The sequence below is a fragment of the Pseudomonas veronii genome, from assembly GCF_002028325.1.
GTDB lineage: Bacteria > Pseudomonadota > Gammaproteobacteria > Pseudomonadales > Pseudomonadaceae > Aquipseudomonas > Aquipseudomonas veronii.
The window spans coordinates 883,487-908,269 of record NZ_CP018420.1 but is presented as its reverse complement, the minus strand read 5'-3'; the positions used below and the strand labels follow the sequence as shown (position 1 = coordinate 908,269).

28 protein-coding genes and 1 tRNA gene are annotated in these 24,783 nt (G+C 60.7%); 23 read left to right on the top strand and 6 right to left on the bottom strand.

Going from position 1 to position 24,783, the window contains the following annotated elements; genetic code table 11:
* The first annotated feature begins 4 nt into the window (after positions 1-4).
* The 8 genes from PverR02_RS04105 (at position 5) to PverR02_RS04070 (ending at position 7,263) form a co-directional block, all read left to right on the top strand.
* Complete coding sequence (locus tag PverR02_RS04105; protein WP_079444984.1) at positions 5-934, top strand: MerR family transcriptional regulator; 930 nt, start codon at positions 5-7, stop codon at positions 932-934.
* Positions 935-2,380 carry a deoxyribodipyrimidine photo-lyase gene (phrB, locus tag PverR02_RS04100; RefSeq protein ID WP_079442824.1) on the top strand — a complete coding sequence of 482 codons (1,446 nt, stop codon included), beginning with the start codon at positions 935-937 and terminating at the stop codon, positions 2,378-2,380. It abuts the gene before it with no gap.
* Positions 2,373-2,795 (top strand): nuclear transport factor 2 family protein, encoded by a 423-nt coding sequence (locus PverR02_RS04095; protein ID WP_017845508.1) that lies wholly within the window; start codon positions 2,373-2,375, stop codon positions 2,793-2,795. The genes phrB and PverR02_RS04095 overlap by 8 nt, the downstream gene beginning before the upstream one ends.
* Positions 2,792-3,574, top strand: a complete 783-nt coding sequence (locus PverR02_RS04090) for an SDR family NAD(P)-dependent oxidoreductase (RefSeq protein WP_046384752.1) — start codon at positions 2,792-2,794, stop codon at positions 3,572-3,574. The genes PverR02_RS04095 and PverR02_RS04090 overlap by 4 nt, the downstream gene beginning before the upstream one ends.
* Positions 3,571-4,818, top strand: coding sequence for an NAD(P)/FAD-dependent oxidoreductase (locus PverR02_RS04085; protein ID WP_079442823.1), 1,248 nt, complete (start codon positions 3,571-3,573; stop codon positions 4,816-4,818). Before PverR02_RS04090 ends, PverR02_RS04085 begins: the two co-directional genes overlap by 4 nt.
* The gene (locus tag PverR02_RS04080) at positions 4,815-5,624 is read left to right on the top strand and encodes a DUF1365 domain-containing protein (RefSeq protein ID WP_079442822.1); all 810 of its coding nucleotides are present in this window, start codon (positions 4,815-4,817) and stop codon (positions 5,622-5,624) included. Before PverR02_RS04085 ends, PverR02_RS04080 begins: the two co-directional genes overlap by 4 nt.
* The gene (locus PverR02_RS04075; RefSeq protein WP_079442821.1) at positions 5,611-6,882 is read left to right on the top strand and encodes an SAM-dependent methyltransferase; all 1,272 of its coding nucleotides are present in this window, start codon (positions 5,611-5,613) and stop codon (positions 6,880-6,882) included. The genes PverR02_RS04080 and PverR02_RS04075 overlap by 14 nt, the downstream gene beginning before the upstream one ends.
* 75 nt (positions 6,883-6,957) lie before the next feature.
* The gene (locus PverR02_RS04070; RefSeq protein WP_026139835.1) at positions 6,958-7,263 is read left to right on the top strand and encodes a YkgJ family cysteine cluster protein; all 306 of its coding nucleotides are present in this window, start codon (positions 6,958-6,960) and stop codon (positions 7,261-7,263) included.
* A 624-nt stretch (positions 7,264-7,887) separates the two neighbouring features.
* Here PverR02_RS04070 and PverR02_RS04065 read toward each other — a convergent pair.
* From PverR02_RS04065 to hemA, 6 genes are all read right to left on the bottom strand, one after another.
* Entirely contained in the window at positions 7,888-8,406 is a 519-nt protein-coding gene (locus tag PverR02_RS04065; protein ID WP_046384755.1) for an acyloxyacyl hydrolase, read from the bottom strand.
* A 113-nt stretch (positions 8,407-8,519) separates the two neighbouring features.
* A complete protein-coding gene (gene murI / locus PverR02_RS04060; RefSeq protein WP_046384756.1) occupies positions 8,520-9,314 on the bottom strand; it encodes a glutamate racemase in 795 nt (264 codons plus the stop codon).
* The gene (locus PverR02_RS04055; protein ID WP_079442820.1) at positions 9,307-10,062 is read right to left on the bottom strand and encodes a molybdopterin-synthase adenylyltransferase MoeB; all 756 of its coding nucleotides are present in this window, start codon (positions 10,060-10,062) and stop codon (positions 9,307-9,309) included. Before PverR02_RS04055 ends, murI begins: the two co-directional genes overlap by 8 nt.
* Positions 10,056-10,886 carry a peptide chain release factor N(5)-glutamine methyltransferase gene (gene prmC / locus PverR02_RS04050; protein WP_017844399.1) on the bottom strand — a complete coding sequence of 277 codons (831 nt, stop codon included), beginning with the start codon at positions 10,884-10,886 and terminating at the stop codon, positions 10,056-10,058. The genes PverR02_RS04055 and prmC overlap by 7 nt, the downstream gene beginning before the upstream one ends.
* Positions 10,887-11,969 (bottom strand): peptide chain release factor 1, encoded by a 1,083-nt coding sequence (gene prfA / locus PverR02_RS04045; RefSeq protein WP_017844400.1) that lies wholly within the window; start codon positions 11,967-11,969, stop codon positions 10,887-10,889.
* Complete coding sequence (gene hemA / locus PverR02_RS04040) at positions 11,969-13,255, bottom strand: glutamyl-tRNA reductase (protein WP_017844401.1); 1,287 nt, start codon at positions 13,253-13,255, stop codon at positions 11,969-11,971. The genes prfA and hemA overlap by 1 nt, the downstream gene beginning before the upstream one ends.
* A gap of 182 nt (positions 13,256-13,437) precedes the next feature.
* Between hemA and PverR02_RS04035 the strand changes: the two genes are divergently transcribed.
* The 15 genes from PverR02_RS04035 to PverR02_RS03965 all read left to right on the top strand — a co-directional run bounded on the left by PverR02_RS04035 (position 13,438) and on the right by PverR02_RS03965 (position 24,782).
* On the top strand, positions 13,438-15,162 hold the full coding sequence (locus PverR02_RS04035; RefSeq protein ID WP_079442819.1) for a tetratricopeptide repeat protein: 1,725 nt from the start codon (positions 13,438-13,440) through the stop codon (positions 15,160-15,162).
* Between the two features lie 4 nt (positions 15,163-15,166).
* Positions 15,167-15,784 (top strand): lipoprotein insertase outer membrane protein LolB, encoded by a 618-nt coding sequence (gene lolB / locus PverR02_RS04030; protein WP_046488043.1) that lies wholly within the window; start codon positions 15,167-15,169, stop codon positions 15,782-15,784.
* 49 nt (positions 15,785-15,833) lie between these two features.
* Entirely contained in the window at positions 15,834-16,637 is an 804-nt protein-coding gene (gene ispE, locus PverR02_RS04025) for a 4-(cytidine 5'-diphospho)-2-C-methyl-D-erythritol kinase (protein ID WP_186354582.1), read from the top strand.
* 37 nt (positions 16,638-16,674) lie between these two features.
* Positions 16,675-16,749, top strand: a tRNA-Gln gene (locus tag PverR02_RS04020).
* A gap of 46 nt (positions 16,750-16,795) precedes the next feature.
* Positions 16,796-17,737 carry a ribose-phosphate pyrophosphokinase gene (locus tag PverR02_RS04015; RefSeq protein WP_017844405.1) on the top strand — a complete coding sequence of 314 codons (942 nt, stop codon included), beginning with the start codon at positions 16,796-16,798 and terminating at the stop codon, positions 17,735-17,737.
* Positions 17,738-17,875: 138 nt separating this feature from the next.
* Positions 17,876-18,475 carry a 50S ribosomal protein L25/general stress protein Ctc gene (locus tag PverR02_RS04010; RefSeq protein ID WP_017844406.1) on the top strand — a complete coding sequence of 200 codons (600 nt, stop codon included), beginning with the start codon at positions 17,876-17,878 and terminating at the stop codon, positions 18,473-18,475.
* A gap of 166 nt (positions 18,476-18,641) precedes the next feature.
* Positions 18,642-19,226, top strand: a complete 585-nt coding sequence (gene pth / locus PverR02_RS04005) for an aminoacyl-tRNA hydrolase (protein WP_017844407.1) — start codon at positions 18,642-18,644, stop codon at positions 19,224-19,226.
* A 22-nt stretch (positions 19,227-19,248) separates the two neighbouring features.
* Positions 19,249-20,349 carry a redox-regulated ATPase YchF gene (gene ychF / locus PverR02_RS04000; RefSeq protein WP_046384760.1) on the top strand — a complete coding sequence of 367 codons (1,101 nt, stop codon included), beginning with the start codon at positions 19,249-19,251 and terminating at the stop codon, positions 20,347-20,349.
* 378 nt (positions 20,350-20,727) lie between these two features.
* On the top strand, positions 20,728-21,654 hold the full coding sequence (locus PverR02_RS03995) for a sigma 54-interacting transcriptional regulator (protein WP_017844409.1): 927 nt from the start codon (positions 20,728-20,730) through the stop codon (positions 21,652-21,654).
* 180 nt (positions 21,655-21,834) lie between these two features.
* Positions 21,835-22,041 carry a hypothetical protein gene (locus tag PverR02_RS03990; RefSeq protein WP_046384768.1) on the top strand — a complete coding sequence of 69 codons (207 nt, stop codon included), beginning with the start codon at positions 21,835-21,837 and terminating at the stop codon, positions 22,039-22,041.
* Positions 22,042-22,152: 111 nt separating this feature from the next.
* The gene (locus PverR02_RS32460; protein ID WP_226926248.1) at positions 22,153-22,515 is read left to right on the top strand and encodes a hypothetical protein; all 363 of its coding nucleotides are present in this window, start codon (positions 22,153-22,155) and stop codon (positions 22,513-22,515) included.
* 6 nt (positions 22,516-22,521) lie between these two features.
* On the top strand, positions 22,522-23,328 hold the full coding sequence (sctJ, locus tag PverR02_RS03980; protein WP_046384769.1) for a type III secretion system inner membrane ring lipoprotein SctJ: 807 nt from the start codon (positions 22,522-22,524) through the stop codon (positions 23,326-23,328).
* On the top strand, positions 23,321-23,878 hold the full coding sequence (locus PverR02_RS03975) for a hypothetical protein (RefSeq protein WP_046488039.1): 558 nt from the start codon (positions 23,321-23,323) through the stop codon (positions 23,876-23,878). Before sctJ ends, PverR02_RS03975 begins: the two co-directional genes overlap by 8 nt.
* A gap of 2 nt (positions 23,879-23,880) precedes the next feature.
* Positions 23,881-24,477, top strand: coding sequence for a type III secretion system stator protein SctL (sctL, locus tag PverR02_RS03970; protein ID WP_017844414.1), 597 nt, complete (start codon positions 23,881-23,883; stop codon positions 24,475-24,477).
* Between the two features lie 86 nt (positions 24,478-24,563).
* Positions 24,564-24,782 (top strand): hypothetical protein, encoded by a 219-nt coding sequence (locus PverR02_RS03965; protein WP_026139725.1) that lies wholly within the window; start codon positions 24,564-24,566, stop codon positions 24,780-24,782.
* The last annotated feature ends 1 nt before the right edge of the window (position 24,783 follow it).

The window sequence follows — 24,783 nt, the reverse complement described above, 5'->3', positions numbered from 1 at the left end:
CCTCATGACCGCAGCCTTGCAAGACGAACCCGGCGAAGACATCGCCCAAGCCCTCGAAGACGGCTGGCTGCCGATCCGTGAAGTGGCGCGCCAGACCGGCGTCAACGCCGTGACCCTGCGCGCCTGGGAACGCCGCTATGGCCTGATCGTGCCGCAGCGCACGCCCAAGGGCCACCGGCTGTTCAGCCGCGACCATGTGCAGCGCATCCACACCATCCTCACCTGGCTCAATCGCGGCGTGCCGGTCAGCCAGGTGAAAAACCTGATCGACTCCGCGCACGTCGCTCCCGACGCCGTCGAAAACGAATGGCACACCCTGCGCCAGACCCTGGTGCAGGCCATCAGCGAGCTGGCCGAACGCCGGGTCGACGATGCCTTCAACCAGGCCATGGCGCTCTACCCGCCGCGCACCCTGTGCGAACAACTGCTGCTGCCGCTGCTCCGCGAACTGGAGCAACGCTGGCAGGGCCAATTCGGCGCGCAGATGGAACGAGTGTTCTTCCTGTCCTGGTTGCGCAGCAAGTTCGGCGCGCGGATCTATCACAACAATCGCCAGTTGCACGGCGCACCGCTGCTGCTGGTGAATCATTCCGACCTGCCCCTGGCACCGCACCTGTGGCTCAGCGCCTGGCTGGCCAGCAGCGCCGACTGCCCGGTGGAAGTCTTCGACTGGCCGCTGCCGACCGGTGAACTGGCGCTGGCCGTGGAACACCTGCAACCGCGCGCGGTGCTGCTGTATTCAAGCCAGGCGCTCCATTTGTCGGCACTCGCAAAACTTCTGGGCGGCATCGCTTGCCCAAAGTTGATCGTCGGGCCAACGGTATGCATCCACCAGGCCGAGCTGACGGCATTAGCCGGCGACACCCCTGAATTGTTCGTCGCCGAAAACCCGTTGTCGGCTCACCAGATACTGATCCAGCAGGGACTTGTTTAAATGCACTTGATCTGGCTGCGCACCGACCTGCGCCTGCATGACAACACCGCCCTGACCGCCGCGAGCCAGCGCGGCCCGGTGGCGGCCGTGTACCTGATCACCCCGCAGCAATGGCTGGCCCACGATGATGCGCCGTGCAAAGTCGACTTCTGGCTGCGCAACCTGCAGCACTTGAGCCAGGCCCTCGGCGCGCTGAATATTCCCTTGCTGATCCGCCGCGCCGCGACCTGGGACCAGGCGCCCGCCGTACTCGGCCAGCTGTGCCGTGAGCTATCGGTCGAGTCGGTCCACGTCAACGAGGAATACGGCATCCACGAAAGCCGTCGCGATGCGGCGGTGGCCAAGGCTTTGGAAGCCGACGGCGTGAGCTTCCACCGTTACCTCGACCAATTGTTTTTCCAGCCCGGCAGCGTACTGACCAAGACCGGCACCTACTTCCAGGTGTTCAGCCAGTTCCGCAAGGTGTGCTACGCCCGCCTGCACAGCGCCCTGCCGCGCCGGGTGGCCACGCCCAAGGCTCAAGCGGCCCTCGCGCTGACCAGCGACCCGGTACCGCAACAGGTCGACGGTTTCGAAACGCCGAGCGAAACGCTGCGCGCCCTCTGGCCCGCCGGTGAAGACGAAGCGCGCCGCCGCCTCGACGCGTTCGCCGCGCGGCAGATCAGCTACTACAAGGATGAGCGCGACTTCCCGGCCAAGCCCGGCACCAGCCAGCTGTCGGCGTACCTCGCGGCGGGCGTGGTTTCGCCGCGCCAGTGCCTGCATGCCGCGCTGCAGCGCAACCAGGGCGAGTTCGAAAGCGGCGATATCGGCACGATCACCTGGGTCAACGAACTGCTCTGGCGTGAGTTCTACAAGCACATCCTGGTGGGCTACCCGCGGGTGTCCCGCCACCGCGCCTTCCGCCCCGAAACCGAGGCGGTGGCCTGGCGCGACGCGCCCAACGACCTCGCCGCCTGGCAGCAGGCGCGCACCGGTTTGCCGATCATCGACGCGGCCATGCGCCAACTGCTGGAAACCGGCTGGATGCACAACCGCCTGCGCATGGTGGTGGCGATGTTCCTGACCAAGAACCTGCTGATCGACTGGCGCGAAGGCGAGCGCTTTTTCATGCGCCACCTGATCGACGGCGACCTGGCAGCCAACAATGGCGGCTGGCAGTGGAGCGCCTCCACCGGCACTGATTCGGCGCCGTATTTCCGGATTTTCAGCCCGTTGAGCCAGTCGCAGAAATTCGACCGCGACGGCGTGTTCATCAAGCACTGGCTGCCGCAACTGGCGACGCTGAATAAAAACGACGTACACGACCCGCAGGCCGCTGGCGGCCTGTTCGGCGTGGCCGACTACCCGCGCTCGATCGTCGACCTGAAACACTCCCGCGAACGTGCATTGGCGGCATTCCGCAGCCTGCCGTCGCGCCAGGCCGTCGGAGCCGAACATGAGTGACTTCCTGCGCCGCTTCGCCCAGGCCTTCGCCACTCTGGACAAGCACAACCTGCACCTGCTCGACAGCCTGTACAGCAAGGACATCGTCTTCACCGACCCGCTGCACGAGGTCCACGGGCTCACGCCGCTGCACCACTATTTCGCGCAGTTGTACGGTAATGTCAGCCAGTTGCGCTTCGACTTCCACGGCTTCGACCAGGTGGCCGAAGGCGAAGGTTACCTGCGCTGGAAAATGAGCTTTTGCCACCCGCGCCTGGCCAAGGGCAAGGTGATCCGAGTGGAAGGTTGCTCGCACCTGATGTGGCGCGACAAGGTGTACCGCCATCGGGATTATTTCGATGCCGGCGCAATGCTTTACGAACACTTGCCGGTGTTCGGCCGTGTGATCAGTTGGCTGAAAAGGAGAGTCGGATGAACCTCACACCGCCCCGTCGTTATTGGCTGACCGGCGCCAGCAGTGGCATCGGCGCCTCCCTCGCCGTGGAGCTGCTCAACAGCGGCGCCCACGTGGCCCTCAGCTCGCGCTCCAAAGGCCCGCTGCAAGCGCTCGCCCAACGCTTTCCCGGCCAAGTGCTGGTCGTGGCGGGCGACTTGACCAACAGCCAGACCGTGCGCGAAATCGGCGAACACATCGCCCAGGTCTGGGGGTCGCTGGACACCGTGATCCTCAATGCCGGCACCTGTGAATATGTCGATGCCAAGCAATTCGACGCGTCGATCGTCGAACACGTGGTACGCACCAACCTGCTCGCCAGCAGTTATTGCATCGAAGCCGCACTGCCACTGTTGCGCGCCGGGCGCGCACCGCATCTGGTGGGCGTGGCCAGCGCCGTGACCTACCTGCCGATGCCGCGCGCCGAAGCCTATGGCGCGTCCAAGGCCGGTTTGCGCTACCTGTTCGAATCCCTGCGCATCAGCCTGTCGCCGGAAAACATTGACGTCACCGTGATCAGCCCGGGCTTTGTCGACACCCCGCTGACCGAGCGCAATGACTTCCCGATGCCCCTGGCCTGGTCTGCCGACAAGGCGGCCCGGCATATCTTCGCCAAGCTGGACAAACGCCCACTGGAAATCGCCTTCCCGGCGATGTTCATCGCCACCCTGTGGCCGTTGTCGAAACTGCCGAATCGCGCGCAACTGATCATCGGCAAACGCATGCTGCGCAGCCCGCCGCCAAAAAAGGACGACCTGTGAAGATCGCGATTATCGGCAGCGGCATTGCCGGGCTGACCAGCGCCTACCTGCTCAGCCGTCGCCACGACATCACCCTGTTCGAAGCGGGCGATCGCATCGGCGGGCATACCCACACGGTCAACGTCACCGTCGAGGGTAAAAGCTATGCGGTGGACACCGGTTTTATCGTATTCAACGACTGGACCTACCCCAACTTCATCCGCCTGCTGGGTCAGGTCGGCGTGAAGTTCAAACCCACCGAGATGAGCTTTTCGGTGTGCGACCGCCGCAGCGGGTTCGAGTACAACGGCAATAACCTCAACAGCCTGTTTGCGCAGCGGCGCAATCTGTTGTCGCCGGGGTTCTGGGGCATGTTGCGCGATATTCTGCGCTTCAACCGCGAGGCGCCGGCGGACCTGCAAGCGCAACGCATCAGTGCCGACATGACCCTGGGTGACTACCTCGACGCCGGCGGCTACGGCCCGCGATTCATCCGGCATTACATCGTGCCGATGGGCGCTGCGATCTGGTCGATGTCCCTGGCGGACATGCTCGGTTTCCCCTTGCAGTTCTTTGTGCGCTTCTTCAAGAACCACGGCTTGCTGTCGGTGAGCAACCGCCCGCAATGGTGCGTGATCGAGGGCGGCTCAAGCCGCTACATCGAACCGCTGACCCGCGGCTTTCGTGAACGGATTCGCCTCGATTGCCCCGTGCATCGGGTCGAGCGCGATGCACAGGGCGTGACGATCCACAGCGCCGCGGGCACCGAAACCTTCGACAAAGTGGTGTTCGCCTGCCACAGCGACCAGGCGCTGGGCCTACTGGGCGAGCCGAGCAGTGCCGAGCAGCAGATCCTCGGCGCCCTGCCCTACGCCGACAATGACGTGGTGCTGCACACCGACACGCGCCTGCTGCCAGACCGCAAACTGGCCTGGGCCAGCTGGAACTACCGGCTCAGCGGCAATGCGCAGAGCCAGGCGGCGGTGACCTATGACATGAACATCCTGCAAGGCATCGACAGCGCCACGACCTTTTGCGTCAGCCTCAACCAGACATCGATGATCAACCCGCTGAAGATCCTCGCCCGCTACACCTATGCCCACCCGCAATACAGCCTGGCGGCCGTGGCCGCACAAGCGCGTTGGGAAGAGTTGAACGGTGCGCAGCATACCTATTATTGCGGCGCCTATTGGGCCAACGGCTTCCACGAAGACGGCGTGATCAGCGCCTTGCGCGTGGCCCAGGCGTTTGGAGAAGCCCTGTGAACAGCGCCTTGTACAGCGGCTGGATCGCCCATCGCCGGTTTGCGCCCAAGGCCCACGCCTTTCGCTACCGCATCGGCTTGCTGTACCTGGACTTGAGCGAACAGGACGCAGTGCTCGGGCTGTCGCCCCTGGCCGGCGCAGGTCGCTTGGCCGCCTTCGGCTTTCGCCAGCAGGACTACCTGCGTGAATTCACCCGTCACGGCATGAGCCTGAGCGATGCCGTGCGCCAGCAAGTCGGCAAGGCGCTGGGGCGTACACCCCAGGGCGCTATCTGCCTACTGACTCAGGCCCGCAGTTGGGGCCTGGCGTTTAACCCGGTGAGTTTCTTCTACTGCTTTGAGGCCGACGGACAATTGGCCGCGATCCTGTGTGAAGTGACCAACACCCCATGGCGCGAGCGCTATCACTACGTGCTGCCGGCCCTGGCGCTGGGCGCCGCAGAGCATCAGCACTTCGCCGTGGCCAAGGCGTTTCATGTATCGCCGTTCCTGCCGCCCGACCTGGAATACCGCATGAGCTTCAGCCCGCCCGCCGCCAGGCTTGGGGTCCACATGGCCGACTGGCAGGGCGATCGGAAAGTCTTCGACGCCACCTTGAGCCTGCAGCGCGAAGCCCTCAGCCGCGCCAGCCTGCACCGCTATCTGTGGCGCTTTCCGTGGATGACCGCCAAGACCTGCCTGGCGATTTATTGGCAAGCCCTGCGCCTGTTGCTCAAACGCACACCGATTTTTCCCCATCAGGCCGCCGATGGCGCCTCTCGCACCGCCGTCGGGTACACCAAGGATCGCCGCCATGAAATCCCCTAGCTTATCGGTCAAGGCCAACCGCCTGAACGTCAACGGCGTGACCACCGCACTGCTGCGCAAAGCCGTGCTGCGGCAACTCAGTCAATTGCGCCACGGCCAACTGGTGCTGATCGAGGACGGCGAACGCCAAGTGTTCGGCGCCCGCGAAGCGCATCTGCTGGGCGAGATCCAGATCCTCGATTCGGCGGTGTGGGGCTTGGTGGCGGCCAACGGCTCGATCGGTGCGGGCGAAGCGTTTATCCACGGTTATTGGAGCAGCCCGGACCTGACCGCCGTGGTGCGTGTGATGGTCAGCAACCTGGAGGTGCTCGACGCGCTGGAGGGCGGCCTGGCCAAGCTGGCGCGGCCGTTCACCCAAGGCTTGCATTGGCTCAACCGCAATACGCGCAAGGGTTCGCAGAAGAACATCGCCGCCCACTATGACCTGGGCAACGACCTGTTCGAAGAATTCCTCGACCCGACCATGATGTATTCGGCGGCGCAGTTCCTGAGCGCCGAAGACACCCTGGAACAGGCGCAACTGAACAAGCTGGAACGCATCTGCCAGAAACTCGCGCTTAAACCTACCGACCATCTGCTGGAGATCGGCACCGGTTGGGGCAGCATGGCGTTGTACGCGGCGCGGCACTATGGCTGCAAAGTCACCACCACGACCTTGTCCAGGGAACAGTTTGTCTACACCCAGCAACGCATCGCCGCCATGGGGCTGCAAGACCAGGTGACGCTGCTGTTGCAGGACTACCGCGACCTGAGCGGCCAATACGACAAGCTGGTGTCCATCGAAATGATCGAAGCGGTGGGCCATCGCTTCCTGCCGACCTACTTCAAACAGTGCGCGCGCCTGCTCAAGAGCGATGGGCTGATGCTGCTGCAAGCCATCACCATCCGTGAGCAACGCTTTGAACAGGCCAAGAACAGCGTCGACTTCATCCAGCGCTATATCTTCCCCGGCGGCGCCCTGCCCTGTGTGCAGAACATGCTGCAGATCCTCAGCCGCGACACCGACATGAACCTGCTGCACATGGAAGATTTCGGCCTGCATTACGCGCGAACCCTGCGCTTGTGGCATGAGAACTTTCGCCGCGCTCACGGCCGCCTCATGGAATTGGGCTACGACGAATACTTCCTGCGGTTGTGGGAGTTTTACCTGTGCTACTGCGAAGGCGGCTTTATGGAGCGCACCATCGGCACCGCGCAGTTGCTGCTGGCCAAGCCGGCAGCCATCAACCCGCCGTTGCTTGGGCGTTTCAGTGCTTAACCAATGCGCCGGGTACGCTAACGTCTGTCAGCCCTTTCACACCTGTGTCACCCGCTTGCCTTACACTGCGTGCCTATGACCAACATCCCCCACACCCAAATCACCACCCCCGCCGTCACCTGCTCGACGTGCGCGGCCTGCTGCTGCCAGCTGGAAGTCATGCTGATCACCGACACGGGCGTGCCCGAGCGCTATATCGACACCGACGATTGGGGCGGCGAAGTCATGCTGCGCCTGGACGACGGCTGGTGCGCGGCGCTGGACCGGGACACGATGATGTGTACGATTTATACGCGTCGGCCGCTGATCTGCCGGGAATTCGAGATGGGCGCGCCGGAATGCCTGACCGAACGCGAAGGGATTGCGACCGCTTACCGCTGATCTCAGGCCGACGAATATCTCAATGTGGGAGGGGGCTTGCCTCCGATAGCAGTGGGTCAGTTGGCAAATTCTGCGACTGACACTCCGCTATCGAGGGCAAGCCCCCTCCCACAGGGTTTTGCAGGGCAACGAGTAGTTTTCGATGCCACCGAACGCGAAGGGATTCGCGACCGCTTACCGCTGATCTCAAGCCGACAAATATCTCAATGTGGGAGGGGGCTTGCCCCCGATAGCAGTGGGTCAGTTGGCAAATTCTGCGACTGACACTCCGCTATCGGGGGCAAGCCCCCTCCCACAGGGTTTTGCAGGGCAACGAGTAGTTTTCGATGCCACCGAACGCGAACGGATTCGCGACCGCTTACCGCTGATCTCAGGCCGACGAATATCACAATGTGGGAGGGGGCTTGCCCCCTCCCACAGGGTTTTGCAGGGTAACGAGTAGTTTTTGATGCCACCGAACGCGAACGGATTCGCGACCGCTTACCGCTGATCTCAGGCCGACGAATATCTCAATGTGGGAGGGGGCTTGCCCCCGATAGCAGTGGGTCAGTTGGCAAATTCTGCGACTGACACTGCGCTATCGGGGGCAAGCCCCCTCCCACAGGGTTTTGCAGGGTTCTGAAGTTACAGCGGCATCGTGTAGTGCAACGAGTAGTTTTCGATGCCGTCGTTATGGTCGCTGAGCCCGGCGTTGGAGTAGTGCATGGCACGAATGCCCACTTCATGCCCGCCGTTAAAGCGCAAACCGAAGCCCAGCCGGTCTTCGAACTGGAAGGCCTGGCCGAGGTTGTTGTCTTCCAACCGCGTGCGGGAGAATGCCGCCACCCCGATCCCGGCCTCGATGTAAGGCTTTACCGATTCCCCGGCGAACTCATACACAAATACCGGGGAGAACGACAGGCTGCTCGCGCCTGCACGGTGATCACCTTCCCAATAGGTGTATGCACCACTCCAATAGCCGGTCAGGCGACCGACGTCGCTCTGCATCCAGCTCTTATCCCAATCCGACGTCAGCCCCAATCGATAGGTGAGCGTCGAATCACCGGTGGCCCCCAGGCCAAACTCAAGGCCGGCGGCCTGCGCCGAAAAAGAGTGTCCCACCACAACGGCCGCAATCGCGGCCAAACAGAACAAGCGCTTCATAAGAAACATCCTTTCCGAACGAAGTTATAGGTTTTTACACAGGGAAATCTCGCTTATAGAAGCCGACTTACTGCCAGAAATTCAGCGTCTAACGGCGAATTTTGACGAAATTTTCACGAGCCGAAGCTTCTCACAACTCCGGGATGTTTCCATAGTGTCGGTAGGATATTTCTTAGATGACACACATCGCCGCTGGTCCAGAACTGGGCAGGGCCCGGAGTGCCGGCGGCCAGCAGATCGCGTTCGCCGAGCAGGCGCTTGAGTTGGCGGGCCACGGCGGCGCCGGTGTCGATCAGGCTGATGCCGGGGGGCAGCATCTGCGCCAGGAGCGGCTTGAGGAAGGGGTAGTGGGTGCAACCGAGGATGATGGTGTCGCAGCCGGCGCTGAGCAACGGTTCGACATAGCTTTGCAACAACTGGCGCAGGGCCGGGCTGCCCAGGTCGCCGGTTTCAATCAGTTCCACCAGGCCTGGGCACGGCCGGGTGATCACCCGCACATCGGTGGCGAAACGGTCGAGCAACGCGGCGAACTTGGCGCTTTGCAGGGTGCCGGTGGTGGCGAGTACGCCGACCACGCCACTGCGGGTCGCAGCGGTAGCGGGTTTGACGGCGGGTTCCATCCCCACCAGCGGCCAGTCGGGGTAGCTCTTGCGCAAGTCGGCCACGGCAGCAACGGTCGCTGTGTTGCAGGCAATCACCAAGGCTTTGGCGCCGCGCTCGCGGAAAAACGCCGCAACCCGGTGTAAACGCTCACAAATAAAGGCCGGCGTTTTCTCGCCGTAGGGGATGTACCCGCAATCGGCGACGTACAGCAGCGACTCATGGGGCAACAGTTGCTGGATTTCCTCGAGCACCGTCAACCCGCCGATACCGGAGTCGAACACACCGATCGGTGCATCCTTAACCATGCTGCGTCCCACACACACTGCAACCGGGATCGCGCTTGACGCGCAACTCACGGAAACGCGTGGTCAGGGCATCGATCAGCAACAAGCGTCCGACCAGAGGCTCACCGAAACCGGCGAGCAACTTCAATGCTTCCAGGGCCTGCAGGCTGCCGACCAGACCGACCAGCGGGCCAACCACGCCGGCTTCGCTGCAGGTCAGTTCGGTGTCGCTGCCGTGCCCGTATAAACAGTGGTAGCACGGGCTGTCGGCGCGCCGCGGGTCAAACACCGACAATTGCCCATCCAGGCGGATCGCCGCGCCGCTGACCAACGGCTTGCCGGCGGCCACGCAGGCGGCGTTGACCGCTTCGCGGGTGGAAAAATTGTCGCAGCAGTCGAGCACCACATCCACCGCCGCCACTGCCGCGGCCAGGGAGTCGGCATCCAGCGCAGTGCGATGGGTGAGCAGTTTGACCTCGGGGTTGAGCGCGGTCAGACGGCGGATGGCCGAATCGACCTTGCTCAGGCCGACACTGTCCGTGTCATGGATGATCTGGCGTTGCAGGTTGGTCAGGTCGACGGTGTCGAAATCCGCCAGATGCAACTCGCCGACCCCGGCGGCCGCCAGGTACAGCGCCACGGGCGCGCCCAGGCCGCCGAGGCCGACGATCAAGGCGCGACCGTTTTTCAGGCGCAATTGGCCGTCGATGTCGACCTGTTTCAACAGAATCTGTCGGCTATAGCGCAACAGCTCCTGGTCGCTCAGCATGGCCGGCGCCCCAGGCTGATGCGTTCGTGGCCGCCGAGGTCGATGCGGCTGTGGACGCCTTCAAAGCCCTGACTCAGCAGCAGGTCACGCACCGCCGCGGCCTGGTCGTAACCGTGTTCCAGCAACAACCAACCGCCCGCGTTGAGGTGGGCCGGCGCCTCGGCGATGATCAGCCGCAGGTCGTCCAACCCATCATGGCCCGCCACCAGCGCGCTGGCCGGCTCAAAACGCACGTCGCCAGCCGCCAGGTGCGGATCGTTGGCGGCGATGTAGGGCGGGTTGCTGATGATCAGGTCGTAGGTGTGGCCTTGCAACGCGCTGAACCAATGACTGTTGAGCACAGTGGCATTGTGCAGGTTCAGGCGCTGGCGATTGCGTTCGGCCAGGGCCACGGCTTCGAGTACGCGGTCGACGGCGGTGACGTGCCAGGCCGGGCGCTCGCTGGCCAGGGCCAGGGCGATGGCGCCGCTGCCGGTGCCGAGGTCGAGCACCTTGGCCGGCGTGGCGGGCAACAATTCCAGGGCCGCCTCGACCAGCAGTTCGGTGTCCGGGCGCGGGATCAGCGTGTGGGGCGCGACTTCCAGGTCCAGCTTCCAGAAACCTTGCTGGCCGAGGATGTAGGCCACCGGCTCACCGGCGCGGCGGCGTTGCAGGTAATCGGCGAAGGTCAGCGCGGCTTCGCTGCTGACGATTTTTTCCGGCCAGGTGTGCAGGTAGCTGCGGGACTTGCCCAGGGCAGCCGCGAGCAACAGCTCCACGTCCAGGCGTGCGGTGGGCGAGTCGGGCAGGTCGGCGGCGCGGAGCAGGCTGGCGATGATGGTCATTTATTCACCTATCGCCGCCAATTGGTCGGCCTGGTATTCGACGAGCAACGGCTCGATCACCGCGTCGATGCCACCGGCGAGAATCTCGTCCAGGGAGTAGAGCGTGAGGTTGACCCGGTGGTCGGTGACCCGGCCCTGGGCAAAGTTGTAGGTGCGGATGCGCTCGGAACGGTCGCCCGAGCCCACCAGCAGTTTGCGCTCGCTGGCAATCGCGTTGGCGGCGGCGCTGGTCTGCTGGTCATTCAATTTGGCCGACAGCCAGGACATGGCCCGCGCCCGGTTCTTGTGCTGCGAACGCTCTTCCTGGCATTCAACCACGATGCCCGACGGCAAGTGCGTGATGCGGATCGCCGAGTCGGTCTTGTTGATGTGCTGACCACCGGCACCGGATGAACGGTAGGTGTCGACGCGCAGGTCCGCCGGGTTGATCTCGATGGCTTCCTGCTCGTCCGGCTCGGGCAACACCGCCACGGTACACGCCGAGGTATGGATACGGCCTTGGGATTCGGTGGCCGGCACCCGTTGCACGCGGTGCGCGCCGGACTCGAATTTCAGCTTGCCGTACACGTTGTCGCCTTCGACGCGGGCGATGACTTCTTTATAGCCGCCGTGTTCGCCTTCGTTCTCGGACAGGATCTCGACGCGCCAGCCACGCCGCTCGGCATAACGCGAGTACATGCGGAACAGGTCGCCGGAGAAAATCGCCGCCTCGTCGCCGCCGGTGCCGGCGCGGATTTCGAGGAACACGTTGCGCCCGTCGTTGGGGTCCTTGGGCAGTAGCATGCGTTGCAGGTCGCCTTCGAGCTCGGCCAGTTTGTCTTTGGCTTCACGGACTTCTTCCACGGCCATTTCACGCATGTCCGGGTCGCTGTCCTTGAGCAGGGCCTGGGCGCCCTCCAGGTCGGCCTGTACTTTCAACAGGTTCTGATAGGTGAGCACAATAGGCTCAACTTCGGCGTATTCCTTGGAATAAGCGCGGAACTTGGCCTGATCGGAGATGACCTCGCCGTCGCCGAGCAACGCAGTCAGTTCTTCGAAACGGTCCTGGAGCACGTCCAGTTTGTTGAGCAGTGACGCTTTCATTACGGTTTTTTATCCGAAGAGCTATCTGACGCGCCCTCACCGAGGGCAAAGAGTTCCTGCGCCATGGCCAGCGCATCGAGGCGGCCTTCGGCAGTGAGTTTTTTCAGTTGTACGCTGGGAGCGTGCAGCAACTTGTTGGTCAAGCCGCGGGCCAGTTGCATCAGCACGTCTTCGGCGTTGCCGCCATTGGCCAATAAGCGCTGGGCCTTGCTCAACTCCTCGTCGCGCAGGCGTTCGCCCTGCTGACGATACGCCTTGAGCACGTCCACCGCCGCCAGTTCGCGCAGGCGCACCATGAAGTCTTCGGCGCCGACGCTGACCATTTCCTCGGCGGCCTGGGCTGCGCCCTGACGGCTCTTGAGGTTTTCGGCGACCACTTCGTGCAGATCGTCGACGCTATACAGGTAAACGTCGTCCAACTCGCCGACTTCAGGCTCGATATCCCGGGGAACGGCAATATCCACCATGAAGATCGGCTTGTGCTTGCGCAGCTTCAGCGCGCTTTCTACCGCGCCTTTACCCAGGATCGGCAACTGGCTGGCGGTGGAACTGATGACGATGTCGCTGCGCACCAGCTCGGCCGGGATATCGGCCAGCAGCACGGCGTGGGCGCCGAACTGTTCGGCGAGGATGCTGGCACGCTCCAGGGTGCGGTTGGCCACCACGATACGCTTCACGCCGAGGTCGTGCAGGTGACGGGCGACCAGGGTGATGGTCTCGCCGGCACCGATCAGCAAGGCCTGGCTGCGCTGCAAGTCGCTGAAAATCTGTTTGGCCAGGCTGACGGCGGCAAACGCCACGGACACCGGGTTCTCCCCGATGGCGGTGTCGGTGCGTACCTGCTTGGCGGAATTGAACGTGGCCTGGAACAGGCGCCCCAGCAGCGGCCCCACGGTGCCAGCCTCACGCGCCACGGCGTAGGCGGATTTCATCTGGCCGAGGATCTGCGGCTCGCCCAGGACCAGCGAATCGAGACCGGACGCCACACGCATCATGTGACGAACTGCCGCATCGTCCTCATGCACATAAGCGCTCGCGCGCAGGTCATTGAAGTCCAAATGGTGGTAATCGGCCAGCCAGCGCAGCACGACATCCGCTGAAAGATGCTCCTGCTCTATATAAAGCTCGCTGCGATTGCAGGTGGAAAGGATCGCAGCTTCGCGGCTGTCGGTGAGTCGGCAGAGCTGCTGCAAGGCCTCAACCAACTGCTCAGGCGTAAACGCCACGCGCTCGCGCACGTCTACGGAGGCAGTCTTGTGGTTAATACCGAGTGCGAGGAAGGCCATTCAATATCGCTGATGATGTCGGGAAGCCGACAATTGTCCTACTTCGATAGATTCAGAACAACCACCGTCGTCTATTGTCCCTATACGTTGTGCCTATAAAGGCATCCACTGAGACTCGGTTATGTTTGGCCGAAGGCTTGTGTCATGATGATCCGACCGCAGGTTAGTCGTCCTCTTCCTATATGAATAGATCCTCCGCGTTGCTCCTCGCTTTTGTCTTCCTCAACGGCTGCCAGGCCATGGCCCCCGTGTCGACCGACGGTACACCGCCGGTGGAAGAGAGCACCCCAGCCCCTGAAAAGCCCAAGGTTTACTCCTCGTTCACTGAAGATACGGTGTACAGCCTGCTGACCGCAGAACTGGCCGGCCAGCGCAATCGTTTCGATATTGCGCTGGATAATTACGTGACCCAGGCCATCAATACGCAAGATCCGGGCATCTCGGAGCGGGCGTTTCGCATCGCCGAGTACCTGGGGGCCGACCAGGCTGCGCTGGACACCTCGCTGATCTGGGCGAAAAACGCGCCGCACGACCTGGAAGCACAACGGGCGGCAGCCATTCAATTGGCGCGCTCGGGGCGCTACGACGACTCCATGACCTATATGGAGAAAGTCCTGCAGGGCAAGGGCGACACGCATTTCGACTTTCTTGCGCTGTCGGCGGCCGATACCGACCAGGACACGCGCAACGGGCTGATGAAGAGTTTCGACCGCCTGCTGCAAAAACACCCGAAGAACAGCCAGCTCGTGTTCGGCAAGGCCTTGCTGCTGCAACAGGACGACGAAGCCGAAGCCGCGCTGAAGCTGCTGGAACAGAACCCGCCGGAAGAAGGCGAGATCGCGCCGATCCTGCTGCGCGCACGCCTGTTGCAGAACCTCAATCGCGGCAAGGAAGCGATTCCGCTGCTGGAAAAAAGCATCAAGAAGTACCCGGAAGACAAGCGCCTGCGCCTGACTTACGCGCGCACGCTGGTGGAGCAGGACCGCATGGAGGACGCCAAAGTGCAGTTCGCCAACCTGGTCCAGCAATACCCGGACGATGACGAATTACGCTACTCCCTGGCGCTGGTGTGCCTGGAAGCCAAGGCCTGGGACGAGGCCAAGGGCTATCTGGAAGAGTTGATCGAGCGCGAAAGCCATGTGGACTCGGCGCACCTGAACCTCGGCCGCATCGCCGAAGAAAACAACGACCCCCAGGCCGCCCTGCTCGAATACGCCAAGGTCGGCCCCGGCAACGACTACCTGCCCGCCCAGTTGCGCCAGGCCGACATTCTGATGAGCAACGGTCGCACCGACGAGGCGGAAAAACGCTTGGTCGCGGCGCGCGAGGCGGAACCGGACTACGCGATCCAGCTGTACCTGATCCAGGCCGAAACCTTGTCGGCCAACAATCAGGCCGAGCGCGCCTGGAAAGTCTTGCAACAAGCCTTGCTGCAATACCCCGACGACCTGAACCTGCTCTACACCCGTGCGATGCAGGCGGAAAAACGCAATGACCTGGCGCAGATGGAAAAAGACCTGCGCCTGATCATCAAGCGCGACCCGGACAACGCCATGGCGCTCAATGCCCTGGGCTACACCCTGTCCGACCGCACCACGCGTTACGCCGAAGCCAAGGTGCTGATCGAACAGGCCCACAAGCTCAACCCGGAAGACCCGGCCGTACTCGACAGCCTGGGCTGGGTGAACTACCGCCTGGGCAACCTGGACGAGGCTGAGCGCCTGCTGCGCCAGGCGCTGGAGCGCTTCCCCGACCAAGAAGTCGCCGCCCACCTGGGCGAAGTGCTCTGGGCCAATGGCAAACAGCGCGAAGCCCGACAAATCTGGGAGAAGTTCCTCAAGGAACAACCCGAAAGCCCCATCCTGCGCGGCACCATCAAGCGCCTGACCGGTTCCGAGACCCTTTAAGTTTATGTTCTTGCGCCACTTTATCGTTTTCAGCTTCATCGCCTTGCTCGCCGGTTGCGCGGGCTTCGGTGCCCGCGAGTCCGTTGAGGGCCAGGGCAACCCGGCGCAATGGAAACAGCACAAGGCCCAGCTCAGCAGCATCGATGGCTGGCAGATCGAAGGAAAAGTCGGGGTACGCGCGCCGAAAGATTCCGGCAGCGGCACCTTGTTCTGGCTGCAACGCCAGGACTACTACGATATCCGCCTGTCCGGCCCATTGGGGCGCGGCGCCGCCCGCCTGACCGGCCGACCGGGGCAAGTCAGCCTCGAAGTGGCCAACCAGGGTCGCTACGAAGCCGTCTCCCCGGAGGCGCTGCTGGAAGAGCAGATCGGCTGGAAACTGCCGGTGTCGCACCTGGTCTGGTGGGTACGCGGCTTGCCCGCCCCCGACAGCAAAAGCCGCCTGAGCCTCAATGGCGACAGCCGCCTGGCCTCCCTGGAGCAGGACGGCTGGCAGGTCGAATACCTGAGCTACGTGCAACAGAGCGGTTATTGGCTGCCCGAGCGGATCAAACTGCACGGCACCGACCTTGATATCACGCTGGTGATCAAGGACTGGCAACCACGCAAGCTGGGGCAATAACGTGACCGTAGAGAAACTGACCCTGCCCTCCCCGGCCAAACTCAATCTGATGCTGCACATCCTGGGACGCCGCGAAGACGGCTACCACGAGTTGCAGACGCTGTTTCAATTTCTCGACTACGGCGATGAACTGACATTCGCCGTGCGCGACGATGGCGTGATCCGACTGCACACCGAATTCGAAGGGGTGCCCCACGACAGCAACCTGATCGTGAAGGCCGCGAAAAAACTTCAGGCACAATCCGGTTGCGCCCTGGGCATCGACATCTGGATCGATAAAATCCTGCCCATGGGCGGCGGCATCGGTGGCGGCAGCTCGAATGCCGCGACCACACTGCTGGGCCTTAACCACTTGTGGAAGCTCGGCTGGGACCTCGATCGCTTGGCCGCACTGGGCCTGACACTGGGCGCCGACGTCCCGGTTTTCGTGCGTGGGCACGCGGCTTTTGCCGAGGGCGTGGGAGAAAAACTCACCCCGGAAAACCCCGAAGAGCCTTGGTATGTCGTGCTTGTCCCGCAAGTATCTGTAAGTACAGCAGAAATTTTTTCAGATCCACTGTTGACACGTAACTCTCCTCCCATTAAAGTGCGCCCCGTTCCCAAGGGAAACAGTCGAAATGACTGCTTACCGGTTGTAGCAAGGCGTTATCCAGAAGTACGTAACGCTTTGAATTTGTTAGGTAAATTTACCGAAGCAAAATTAACCGGCACTGGAAGTTGTGTGTTTGGGGGCTTCCCAAACAAAGCTGAAGCTGATAAAGTCTCGGCCCTTCTTACAGAGACCCTTACAGGGTTTGTAGCGAAAGGAAGCAACGTTTCGATGTTGCATCGCAAGCTGCAAAGTCTGCTCTAAAAGGAACCGAGTACTGGGTACTCGTTGCAACAGATACAGGGGCGTCGCCAAGCGGTAAGGCAGCAGGTTTTGATCCTGCCATGCGTTGGTTCGAATCCAGCCGCCCCTGCCATTTTCCTTTACTCATCCAGGTTACCCTCAGCCTCTAGGTACTGCGCGTGTCCAAGATGATGGTCTTTACGGGGAACGCCAACCCCGATCTGGCTCGACGTGTTGTTCGTCAGCTGCATATCCCTCTCGGTGACATCTCTGTCGGTAAATTCTCCGACGGCGAAATTACCGCCGAGATCAATGAAAACGTCCGCGGTAAAGACGTCTTCATTATCCAGCCGACCTGCGCTCCGACCAACGATAACCTGATGGAACTCGTCGTGATGGCTGATGCCTTCCGCCGCTCCTCAGCGACTCGAATCACAGCTGTAATCCCTTACTTTGGTTATGCCCGTCAGGATCGCCGTCCGCGTTCCGCACGTGTAGCTATCAGCGCGAAAGTCGTGGCTGACATGCTCACCGTGGTAGGCATCGACCGTGTTCTCACGGTTGACCTGCACGCTGACCAAATCCAGGGGTTCTTCGATATTCCGGTAGATAACATCTACGGCTCCCCCGTATTGGTGGATGACATCGAAGACCAGCGCTTTGAAAACCTGATGATCGTGTCCCCGGACATTGGTGGCGTCGTGCGTGCACGGGCTGTCGCCAAATCCCTGGGCGTTGATCTCGGGATCATCGACAAACGCCGCGAGAAAGCCAATCACTCTGAAGTGATGCATATCATCGGTGATGTCGAAGGGCGTACCTGTATTCTGGTTGATGACATGGTCGACACCGCCGGCACCCTGTGCCACGCGGCGAAAGCCTTGAAAGAGCACGGTGCGGCAAAAGTCTTCGCCTACTGCACACACCCTGTGCTGTCGGGCCGAGCGATCGAGAACATCGAGAACTCAATGCTGGACGAACTGGTGGTGACCAACACCATCCCGTTGTCCGCTGCAGCTCAAGCCTGTCCGCGTATCCGCCAACTGGATATCGCACCGGTAGTTGCCGAAGCGGTTCGCCGCATCAGCAACGAAGAATCGATCAGCGCGATGTTCCGTTAAGGGTCAAACCTTCGGATCACCTCACTGACGAAAAGCGCCCCGCCCCGGCATATTGTCGGGGCGGGGCTTTTTTGCCCATATCGCCTTTAGCGCTGGTCGCAAACGCTGGGGCGAATGTGGTTATTTTGGAGATACAACATGAACGAATTTATTCTGAATGCTGAAGTGCGTTCCGACCTGGGGAAAGGTGCGAGCCGCCGCCTGCGTCGTCTCGCAAGCCTGGTTCCAGCTGTAGTTTACGGTGGCGACAAAGCCCCTGAATCCATCAGCATGCTGGCCAAAGAAGTTGCCAAACTGCTGGAAAACGATGCGGCCTACAGCCACATCATTTCGCTGAACGTCGGCGGCACCAAGCAGAACGTCATCATCAAGGCCCTGCAACGTCACCCAGCTAAAGGCCACGTGCTGCACGCTGACTTCGTTCGCGTCGTTGCCGGCCAGAAACTGACCGCCGTCGTGCCTGTGCACTTTGTTGGTGAAGAAGCTCCGATCAAAAAAGGCGGCGAAGTTTCGCACGTTGTTGCCGAGATCGAAGTGACCTGCCTGCCGAAAGACCTGCCTGAGTTCATCGAAGTCGACCTGTCGGCTCTGGAAATCGGCGAAATCCTGCACCTGTCCGACCTCAAAGCCCCTAAAGGCGTTGAGTTTGTCGCACTGGTTCACGGTGATGACAAAGCGGTTGCCAACGTTCACGCTCCACGCGTTGCTCCAGAAGCTGAAGAAGGCGCTGCAGAGTAATTCACTCTGTATTGCCGGAGCTTGAGGAAACATCGCGGACCGAAACGTAGCGAGAAAGCGGGCGATAACGCGACGTTTACTCTTGAGTAAATGATCCCTTGTCGTCCACTTTCGCCGCACTCAGGTCGGCATTGTTATCCACAACTCCAAAGGAAGGGCCCCTGTCGTGACTGCCATTAAACTGATCGTTGGCCTGGGAAATCCAGGCGCAGAATACGAACAGACCCGGCATAACGCGGGGGCCCTTTTTGTTGAGCGCATCGCCCACGCCCAAGGTGTAAACCTGGTGGCCGATCGCAAGTATTTCGGCCTGACCGGACGCTTTTCGCATCAGGGTCAGGATGTTCGTCTGTTGATTCCCACCACCTACATGAACCGCAGCGGCCAGGCTGTCGCGGCGCTTGCGGGGTTCTTCCGGATCAAACCCGAAGAAATCCTGGTGGCCCATGACGAACTGGACCTGCCTCCCGGCGTTGCCAAGCTCAAGCAAGGCGGCGGGCATGGCGGGCACAATGGCCTGCGCGACATCATCGCGCAGCTGGGCAATCAGAATACCTTTTACCGTCTGCGGCTCGGCATTGGCCACCCAGGCGTTGCCAGTATGGTTTCAAATTTCGTCCTGGGTCGTGCGCCACGCGCCGAACAGGAAAAACTCGATGCCTGCATCGACTTTGCCCTCGGCGTGCTGCCGGATATCCTCGCCGGGGAATGGAACCGCGCGATGAAAAACCTGCACAGCCAGAAGGCCTGACTCTTTTCCGAGGGGAAACACCATGGGATTCAATTGCGGCATCGTCGGCCTGCCCAACGTCGGCAAATCCACCCTGTTCAACGCGCTGACCAAGTCCGGTATTGCAGCGGAGAACTTCCCCTTCTGCACCATCGAACCCAACAGCGGTATCGTGCCGATGCCGGACCCACGCCTGGACGCCCTGGCCGTGATCGTCAACCCCAAGCGCATCCTGCCGACCACCATGGAATTCGTCGACATCGCCGGCCTGGTGGCCGGTGCGTCGAAAGGTGAAGGCCTGGGCAACAAGTTCCTGGCCAACATCCGCGAAACCGATGCCATCGCCCACGTGGTCCGCTGCTTTGAAGACGAGAACGTGATTCACGTCTCCAACAGCGTCGACCCGAAACGCGACATCGAGATCATCGACCTGGAACTGATCTTCGCCGACCTCGACAGCTGCGAGAAGCAACTGCAGAAAGTCGCGCGTAACGCCAAGGGTGGCGACAAGGACGCCGTGGTCCAGAAAGGCCTGCTGGAGCAGCTGATCGCCCACTTCACCCTGGGCAAGCCGGCACGCAGCCTGATGAAGACCATGGGTGCTGACGAGAAGGCCGCGGTCAAGGGCTTCCACCTGCTGACCACCAAGCCGGTGATGTACATCGCCAACGTCGCCGAAGACGGCTTCGAGAACAACCCGCTGCTCGACGTGGTCAAGGCCATCGCCGACGAAGAAGGCGCGATCGTGGTTCCGGTGTGCAACAAGATCGAAGCGGAAATCGCCGAGCTCGATGACGGCGAAGAAAAAGACATGTTCCTCGAGGCCCTGGGCCTGGAAGAGCCTGGCCTGAATCGCGTGATCCGCGCCGGTTACGAAATGCTCAACCTGCAAACCTACTTCACCGCCGGTGTCGAAGAAGTCCGCGCCTGGACCGTCAAGGTCGGCGCCACCGCGCCACAGGCCGCCGGCGTGATCCACACCGACTTCGAAAAAGGCTTTATCCGCGCCGAAGTGATCGCCTACAACGACTTCATCCAGTACAAGGGTGAAGCCGGTGCCAAGGAAGCCGGTAAATGGCGCCTGGAAGGTAAGGAATATATCGTCAAGGACGGCGATGTGATGCACTTCCGTTTCAACGTGTAAACATTGATCGCGGCAGACGTCGCGATATAAAGAAGCCGATGCCCTGCATCGGCTTTTTTGTGGGTGAAAGACTCATGAGAGCGAAACATTGCCATACATTATAAATAAGAGGACTTTAGAACACACACCGCAACATATCTGCAAAGCATTAAAACTTCCCAACTATTCTTCACCACTCTAAGAATAATCTTACGCCGACCACGGATAACCATCTCAACTAGCGCTTGCAACTTCAGAGCACTTGCCCTCCCTATACCCGGTGCCACTCTTAACGCCGGCTGCGCATCATGACAACACTAAGCTTTCCTGTTTAACTGCGTGCCGACCCATAGGTTAATTGCCCTCCCTGAAGTGGCAACAGTATCGGAGCACAACACGATGTCGACGCTCTGCGAAAACGTTCTTATAACGGACATGACCTTTAGCGATTGCCCGGCCATCGAAACGACCGTGAACAATACGGCCGTTCTCGATATCGATATTCTCCTCTTGGGAGAAACCGGCACAGGTAAAGATACGTTGGCGCAACGCATCCATCAGCTGTCTCGTCGCAAAGGAAACTTCGTTGCAGTTAACTGTGCCGCCATCCCGGAAACCCTGGCCGAAAGCCAACTGTTCGGTGTCAACAGCGGCGCCTACACGGGCGCCATGCAATCGCGCGCGGGGTTTGTCGAAGCCGCCCATCTGGGCACCCTATACCTCGACGAAATCGACAGCATGCCGCTGTCGCTGCAAGCCAAGCTGTTACGTGTACTGGAATCGCGCGGGGTCGAACGCCTGGGGTCTACACGATTTATCCCGGTAGACATGCGTGTGATCGCCTCGGCCCAGCACGCCTTGCACGAAATGGTCGAGCAAGGCACTTTCCGACGCGACCTCTACTTCCGTCTGAATGTGGTCAATATCCACCTTCCAGCCTTACGGGATCGGCGAGAGCGGATCATTCCCTTGTTCCTGGACATGATTGAGCAAGAGGCCGATCACTTCCGGCTCGCCGCGCCGTCGCCCCCCAGCAAGCAGTTATTGCAACAACTGCTGTGCCACCCGTGGAAGGGCAATGTGCGCGAACTGCGCTCGACGGCCAAGCGCTTCGTGTTGGGCCTGCCGCCGTTATCCACCGCGGTGATCAACCGACATGAACTTGAATTGAACCTGAAGACACGATTGCAACAGATGGAGAAATCGCTGATTGAAGAATCGCTTCGTCAACACGACCACTGTGTGGACAGTGTGGCAATCGCTTTAGGCGTCGCCAAGCGAACGCTGTACCACCGAATAAAGCATTTGGGAATATCACTTAACTGAAACAGGGTGCCGCCCCTGTTAACGCAATAACATCTTTTGAAACATACCTTCCCGCAACATATGGAACGCATGAATCCGTTTAGCCACATAAGTCATGGAACAGCGATACAGGTGTGCAACAGCGTCTTTTGATGTATCGCTGACTCCAGTGAAACTAACGTCAAGCACGGAGAAAACAACATGACTATCGGTTCGATTGGCTCGTATTCTGGCGCCTCCTATGGTGGTGGCGGTGACGCCAACAATATGTCTGCTGATGAGGCAGATGCTGGGATGGAGGCTGTAGAATCAAAGAAGCGCAAAGATGGCGTAAAAAACGCATATAAAGCAGCAGAGAACGCTAATACCAACGGTATTAAAGCAGCCGCTGACATGCTCCGCCTGTAATAGCTGAACGCTTGCTGGCCTTCTCGACAGTCGATGCCGGGAAGGCCATACCGCCACGAGCGTTGTCATATACACGCTCATCTTCTAACCCTTATCTGACAGGGCAACATGATGATAGGCAGCATCCGCACGACTGAAATCAATCAACTCCCTGGCACCTCGGGCATACAGGAGGCCTCCCACTCGGCCACCGATGTCAGCTTTTTCAACTCAACGCTCATGCCTTCCCCAATTGCGAATACCGCGGTCGATCATGCGCTGCCACCGAATGTGCTTTCCGAAGCCGCAGGCAAGCTCAATTCCATGACTGAGCGTATGACCAAAAGCCTGCGGGCATTAAGCAGCAAGAACAAACTGGAAGAGGCGCGAAAATATCCGGGGCAACTTTCCGACGCACTCCTGCTGACGCATATGTTGTCGAAGAGCGTCGGTAAAACCGCGCAGTGCATCGATAAAATCAGCAACCTCCAGTAGGCCAACATGACTCGCCCGTGGCTTATCCTAGTAATCCTGTCGCTCTCATTCTTGCTCAATGCCTGCAGTGACCGTGTCGAACTTCATCGTCAGTTAACCGAACAAGAGGCCAATGAGGTCGTTGCGGAACTGGCGGACAAACATATCCGCGCCACCAAGGTTCCCGCGAAAGATGGCGTTGTGGTGGTGGTCAACTCAACCGATATCGGCCGCGCTGTGCGAACGCTGGAGGCCGCCGGCCTCCCGCGGGTCGCGCGCGCGACGCTGGGCGACACCTTTCGCAAAGAGGGGGTTATTTCCACGCCGCTTGAAGAACGAGCACGCTACATCTATGCCCTGTCCCAGGAGCTGGAGACCACGCTGTCGAACATTGATGGCGTCATCGTGGCTCGCGTACACGTGGTGCTGCCCGAGCGCGTCGCTCCGGGGGAACCGGTACAACCCGCCTCCGCCTCGGTGTTCATCAAGCATGACCCGCGACTCGACCCCGACAATATCAGGGCCCGGGTGCGCAGGATGGTTGCAAGCAGTATTCCGGGGATGACCGCCGCGGTGGAAAACCCGCAAAAACTGACGGTCGTCTTCGTGCCGGCAACCGCTTACTTAGAGCAGCAACGGTTGGCTTACTTCGGGCCGTTCCTGGTTCCGGGAGATGACATCGGTTTTTGGCGGGCCAGTGTGACATTCGGGCTGATCGCCCTGGCGCTGATGATCGCGGCGGGCATGTTCTGGCATAAACGCACACAAAGAGCCGCAGACGCGCTGTCAGACGGCCCATCCCCGGATGCGCCTGTCCAGGCCCGCAATGAGTAATCTCTCATGGGCCCAATGGTGGTCCGCGCCCTGGTTGTGTGCCCACGAAGACTGGAAAGCCCCCGTTCAACACGCCGCGCTGAATGAGCTGCACCGCAGCCGGCAGGTCGTCACGGGCACGCCTTATGGCGTTGCCCCTTGCCTGCCGCCAATGCCCGACCCCGCACTCCTGCAACTGGCACTCGCCCCCACGGATCAACTCGACCTGGGGCTCGCCCTGATTGACGGCATCTGCCGTCCCGCCTATGCCACCGCACTCGATGACAACCATCGACAGTGGTGCAACAGGCTGGCCAAGGCCCTGCCCCTGGATATGGTGCAACCCGATAATGACCCGCTGCAATTGCTCCGCGCCTGGGTCACGCCGGCCACCTGGCAGCGCATCCGGTTGCGTTTTGCGCGCCGGCGCATTTTGGATCTGGACGAAAAAGCCCTGTCGCTCGGCGACTCCCATAGCCGCCTCGATACCCTTTGGCATGCGGTGGCGTGGCGCATTGGCGCGATGAACAGGAACAGTAGCGCTGCCGCCTCAGAGGGGCACGGAGATTAACGATGTTATGCCGATATAAAATCAGCTCGCCCGGGGGCGCGCCGCCCTTGCCGGGGAGCCTGATCTCTTGCGAAACACTGGCGAGCTATACCCAGGCCAGCAATGTGGTGGACCAGGCAAAAGCCGAGGCCAGGCAGTTGCTGAAGACGGCACACGCCCAACGTGAAGCGCTGCTGGAAAAAGTCAGCGTTGAAGTATGGCAACGTGCCAATGCACAACTCAAACGCTGGGAAATCGAGCGTCAGGCCCTGTGCGACAGCCTTGAACAATACGCCACCTCGATCGCCAACCAGGCGATTCACCTGCTGCTTGAAGACACCCCCGCGCCCCAACGCATGGCCGCCCTGATCAAGCAATTACTGGCGAGCCATGTGCCAGCGGTGAAGGCAACACTGGTTTGCCACCCGCTCGAATTGGAGGCGGTGCGGGCATGCCTGACCAACCGCGGCAGCACGCACTGGACACTGCGCGCCGACGATACGATCAAACTGCAATCGCTCATATTGACCACCGAAGAAGGGGACTTCCGGATTGACTGGACGTCCTTGATCAATATTTTCATGAAGCCCGATGACAGCCCTTCAGACAATGGGTTTTAAACACACTTCATGAAATAAAAATTGCCGCACATGGAACCAATTCGAAATACAAACCAAAAAGGAGAACATCCCAACGGAGTGAATCCATGAACTATTACGACGGTTACAGCAATCGGCTTTTAAACGACGCAAGGGAGGTTAAACGTGACCTCAACCTCGCCGCAGAAACCAATTCCGGGTCTGAAGAAGACCTTGCCTTTTTTTTCGATCTTGTCGCCAAGCATCGAACTTCCGAATACGTCTTCAATGAGCATGCCCGCGTCAAACATATGCTCCTGAAGTCAGGCCTGGATAGCGGTCAGTAAC

Excerpts from the sequence above, each read along its gene's own strand:
- PverR02_RS04105 (WP_079444984.1), top strand. The coding sequence starts at position 5 with ATGACCGCAGCCTTGCAAGACGAACCCGGCGAAGACATCGCCCAAGCC.
- phrB (WP_079442824.1), top strand. The coding sequence starts at position 935 with ATGCACTTGATCTGGCTGCGCACCGACCTGCGCCTGCATGACAACACC.
- PverR02_RS04095 (WP_017845508.1), top strand. The coding sequence starts at position 2,373 with ATGAGTGACTTCCTGCGCCGCTTCGCCCAGGCCTTCGCCACTCTGGAC.
- PverR02_RS04090 (WP_046384752.1), top strand. The coding sequence starts at position 2,792 with ATGAACCTCACACCGCCCCGTCGTTATTGGCTGACCGGCGCCAGCAGT.
- PverR02_RS04075 (WP_079442821.1), top strand. The coding sequence starts at position 5,611 with ATGAAATCCCCTAGCTTATCGGTCAAGGCCAACCGCCTGAACGTCAAC.
- PverR02_RS04070 (WP_026139835.1), top strand. The coding sequence starts at position 6,958 with ATGACCAACATCCCCCACACCCAAATCACCACCCCCGCCGTCACCTGC.
- PverR02_RS04065 (WP_046384755.1), bottom strand. The coding sequence starts at position 8,406 with ATGAAGCGCTTGTTCTGTTTGGCCGCGATTGCGGCCGTTGTGGTGGGA.
- murI (WP_046384756.1), bottom strand. The coding sequence starts at position 9,314 with ATGGTTAAGGATGCACCGATCGGTGTGTTCGACTCCGGTATCGGCGGG.
- PverR02_RS04055 (WP_079442820.1), bottom strand. The coding sequence starts at position 10,062 with ATGCTGAGCGACCAGGAGCTGTTGCGCTATAGCCGACAGATTCTGTTG.
- prmC (WP_017844399.1), bottom strand. The coding sequence starts at position 10,886 with ATGACCATCATCGCCAGCCTGCTCCGCGCCGCCGACCTGCCCGACTCG.
- prfA (WP_017844400.1), bottom strand. The coding sequence starts at position 11,969 with ATGAAAGCGTCACTGCTCAACAAACTGGACGTGCTCCAGGACCGTTTC.
- hemA (WP_017844401.1), bottom strand. The coding sequence starts at position 13,255 with ATGGCCTTCCTCGCACTCGGTATTAACCACAAGACTGCCTCCGTAGAC.
- PverR02_RS04035 (WP_079442819.1), top strand. The coding sequence starts at position 13,438 with ATGAATAGATCCTCCGCGTTGCTCCTCGCTTTTGTCTTCCTCAACGGC.
- lolB (WP_046488043.1), top strand. The coding sequence starts at position 15,167 with ATGTTCTTGCGCCACTTTATCGTTTTCAGCTTCATCGCCTTGCTCGCC.
- ispE (WP_186354582.1), top strand. The coding sequence starts at position 15,834 with ATGCTGCACATCCTGGGACGCCGCGAAGACGGCTACCACGAGTTGCAG.
- PverR02_RS04010 (WP_017844406.1), top strand. The coding sequence starts at position 17,876 with ATGAACGAATTTATTCTGAATGCTGAAGTGCGTTCCGACCTGGGGAAA.
- ychF (WP_046384760.1), top strand. The coding sequence starts at position 19,249 with ATGGGATTCAATTGCGGCATCGTCGGCCTGCCCAACGTCGGCAAATCC.
- PverR02_RS03995 (WP_017844409.1), top strand. The coding sequence starts at position 20,728 with ATGTCGACGCTCTGCGAAAACGTTCTTATAACGGACATGACCTTTAGC.
- PverR02_RS03990 (WP_046384768.1), top strand. The coding sequence starts at position 21,835 with ATGACTATCGGTTCGATTGGCTCGTATTCTGGCGCCTCCTATGGTGGT.
- PverR02_RS32460 (WP_226926248.1), top strand. The coding sequence starts at position 22,153 with ATGATAGGCAGCATCCGCACGACTGAAATCAATCAACTCCCTGGCACC.
- sctJ (WP_046384769.1), top strand. The coding sequence starts at position 22,522 with ATGACTCGCCCGTGGCTTATCCTAGTAATCCTGTCGCTCTCATTCTTG.
- PverR02_RS03975 (WP_046488039.1), top strand. The coding sequence starts at position 23,321 with ATGAGTAATCTCTCATGGGCCCAATGGTGGTCCGCGCCCTGGTTGTGT.
- sctL (WP_017844414.1), top strand. The coding sequence starts at position 23,881 with ATGTTATGCCGATATAAAATCAGCTCGCCCGGGGGCGCGCCGCCCTTG.
- PverR02_RS03965 (WP_026139725.1), top strand. The coding sequence starts at position 24,564 with ATGAACTATTACGACGGTTACAGCAATCGGCTTTTAAACGACGCAAGG.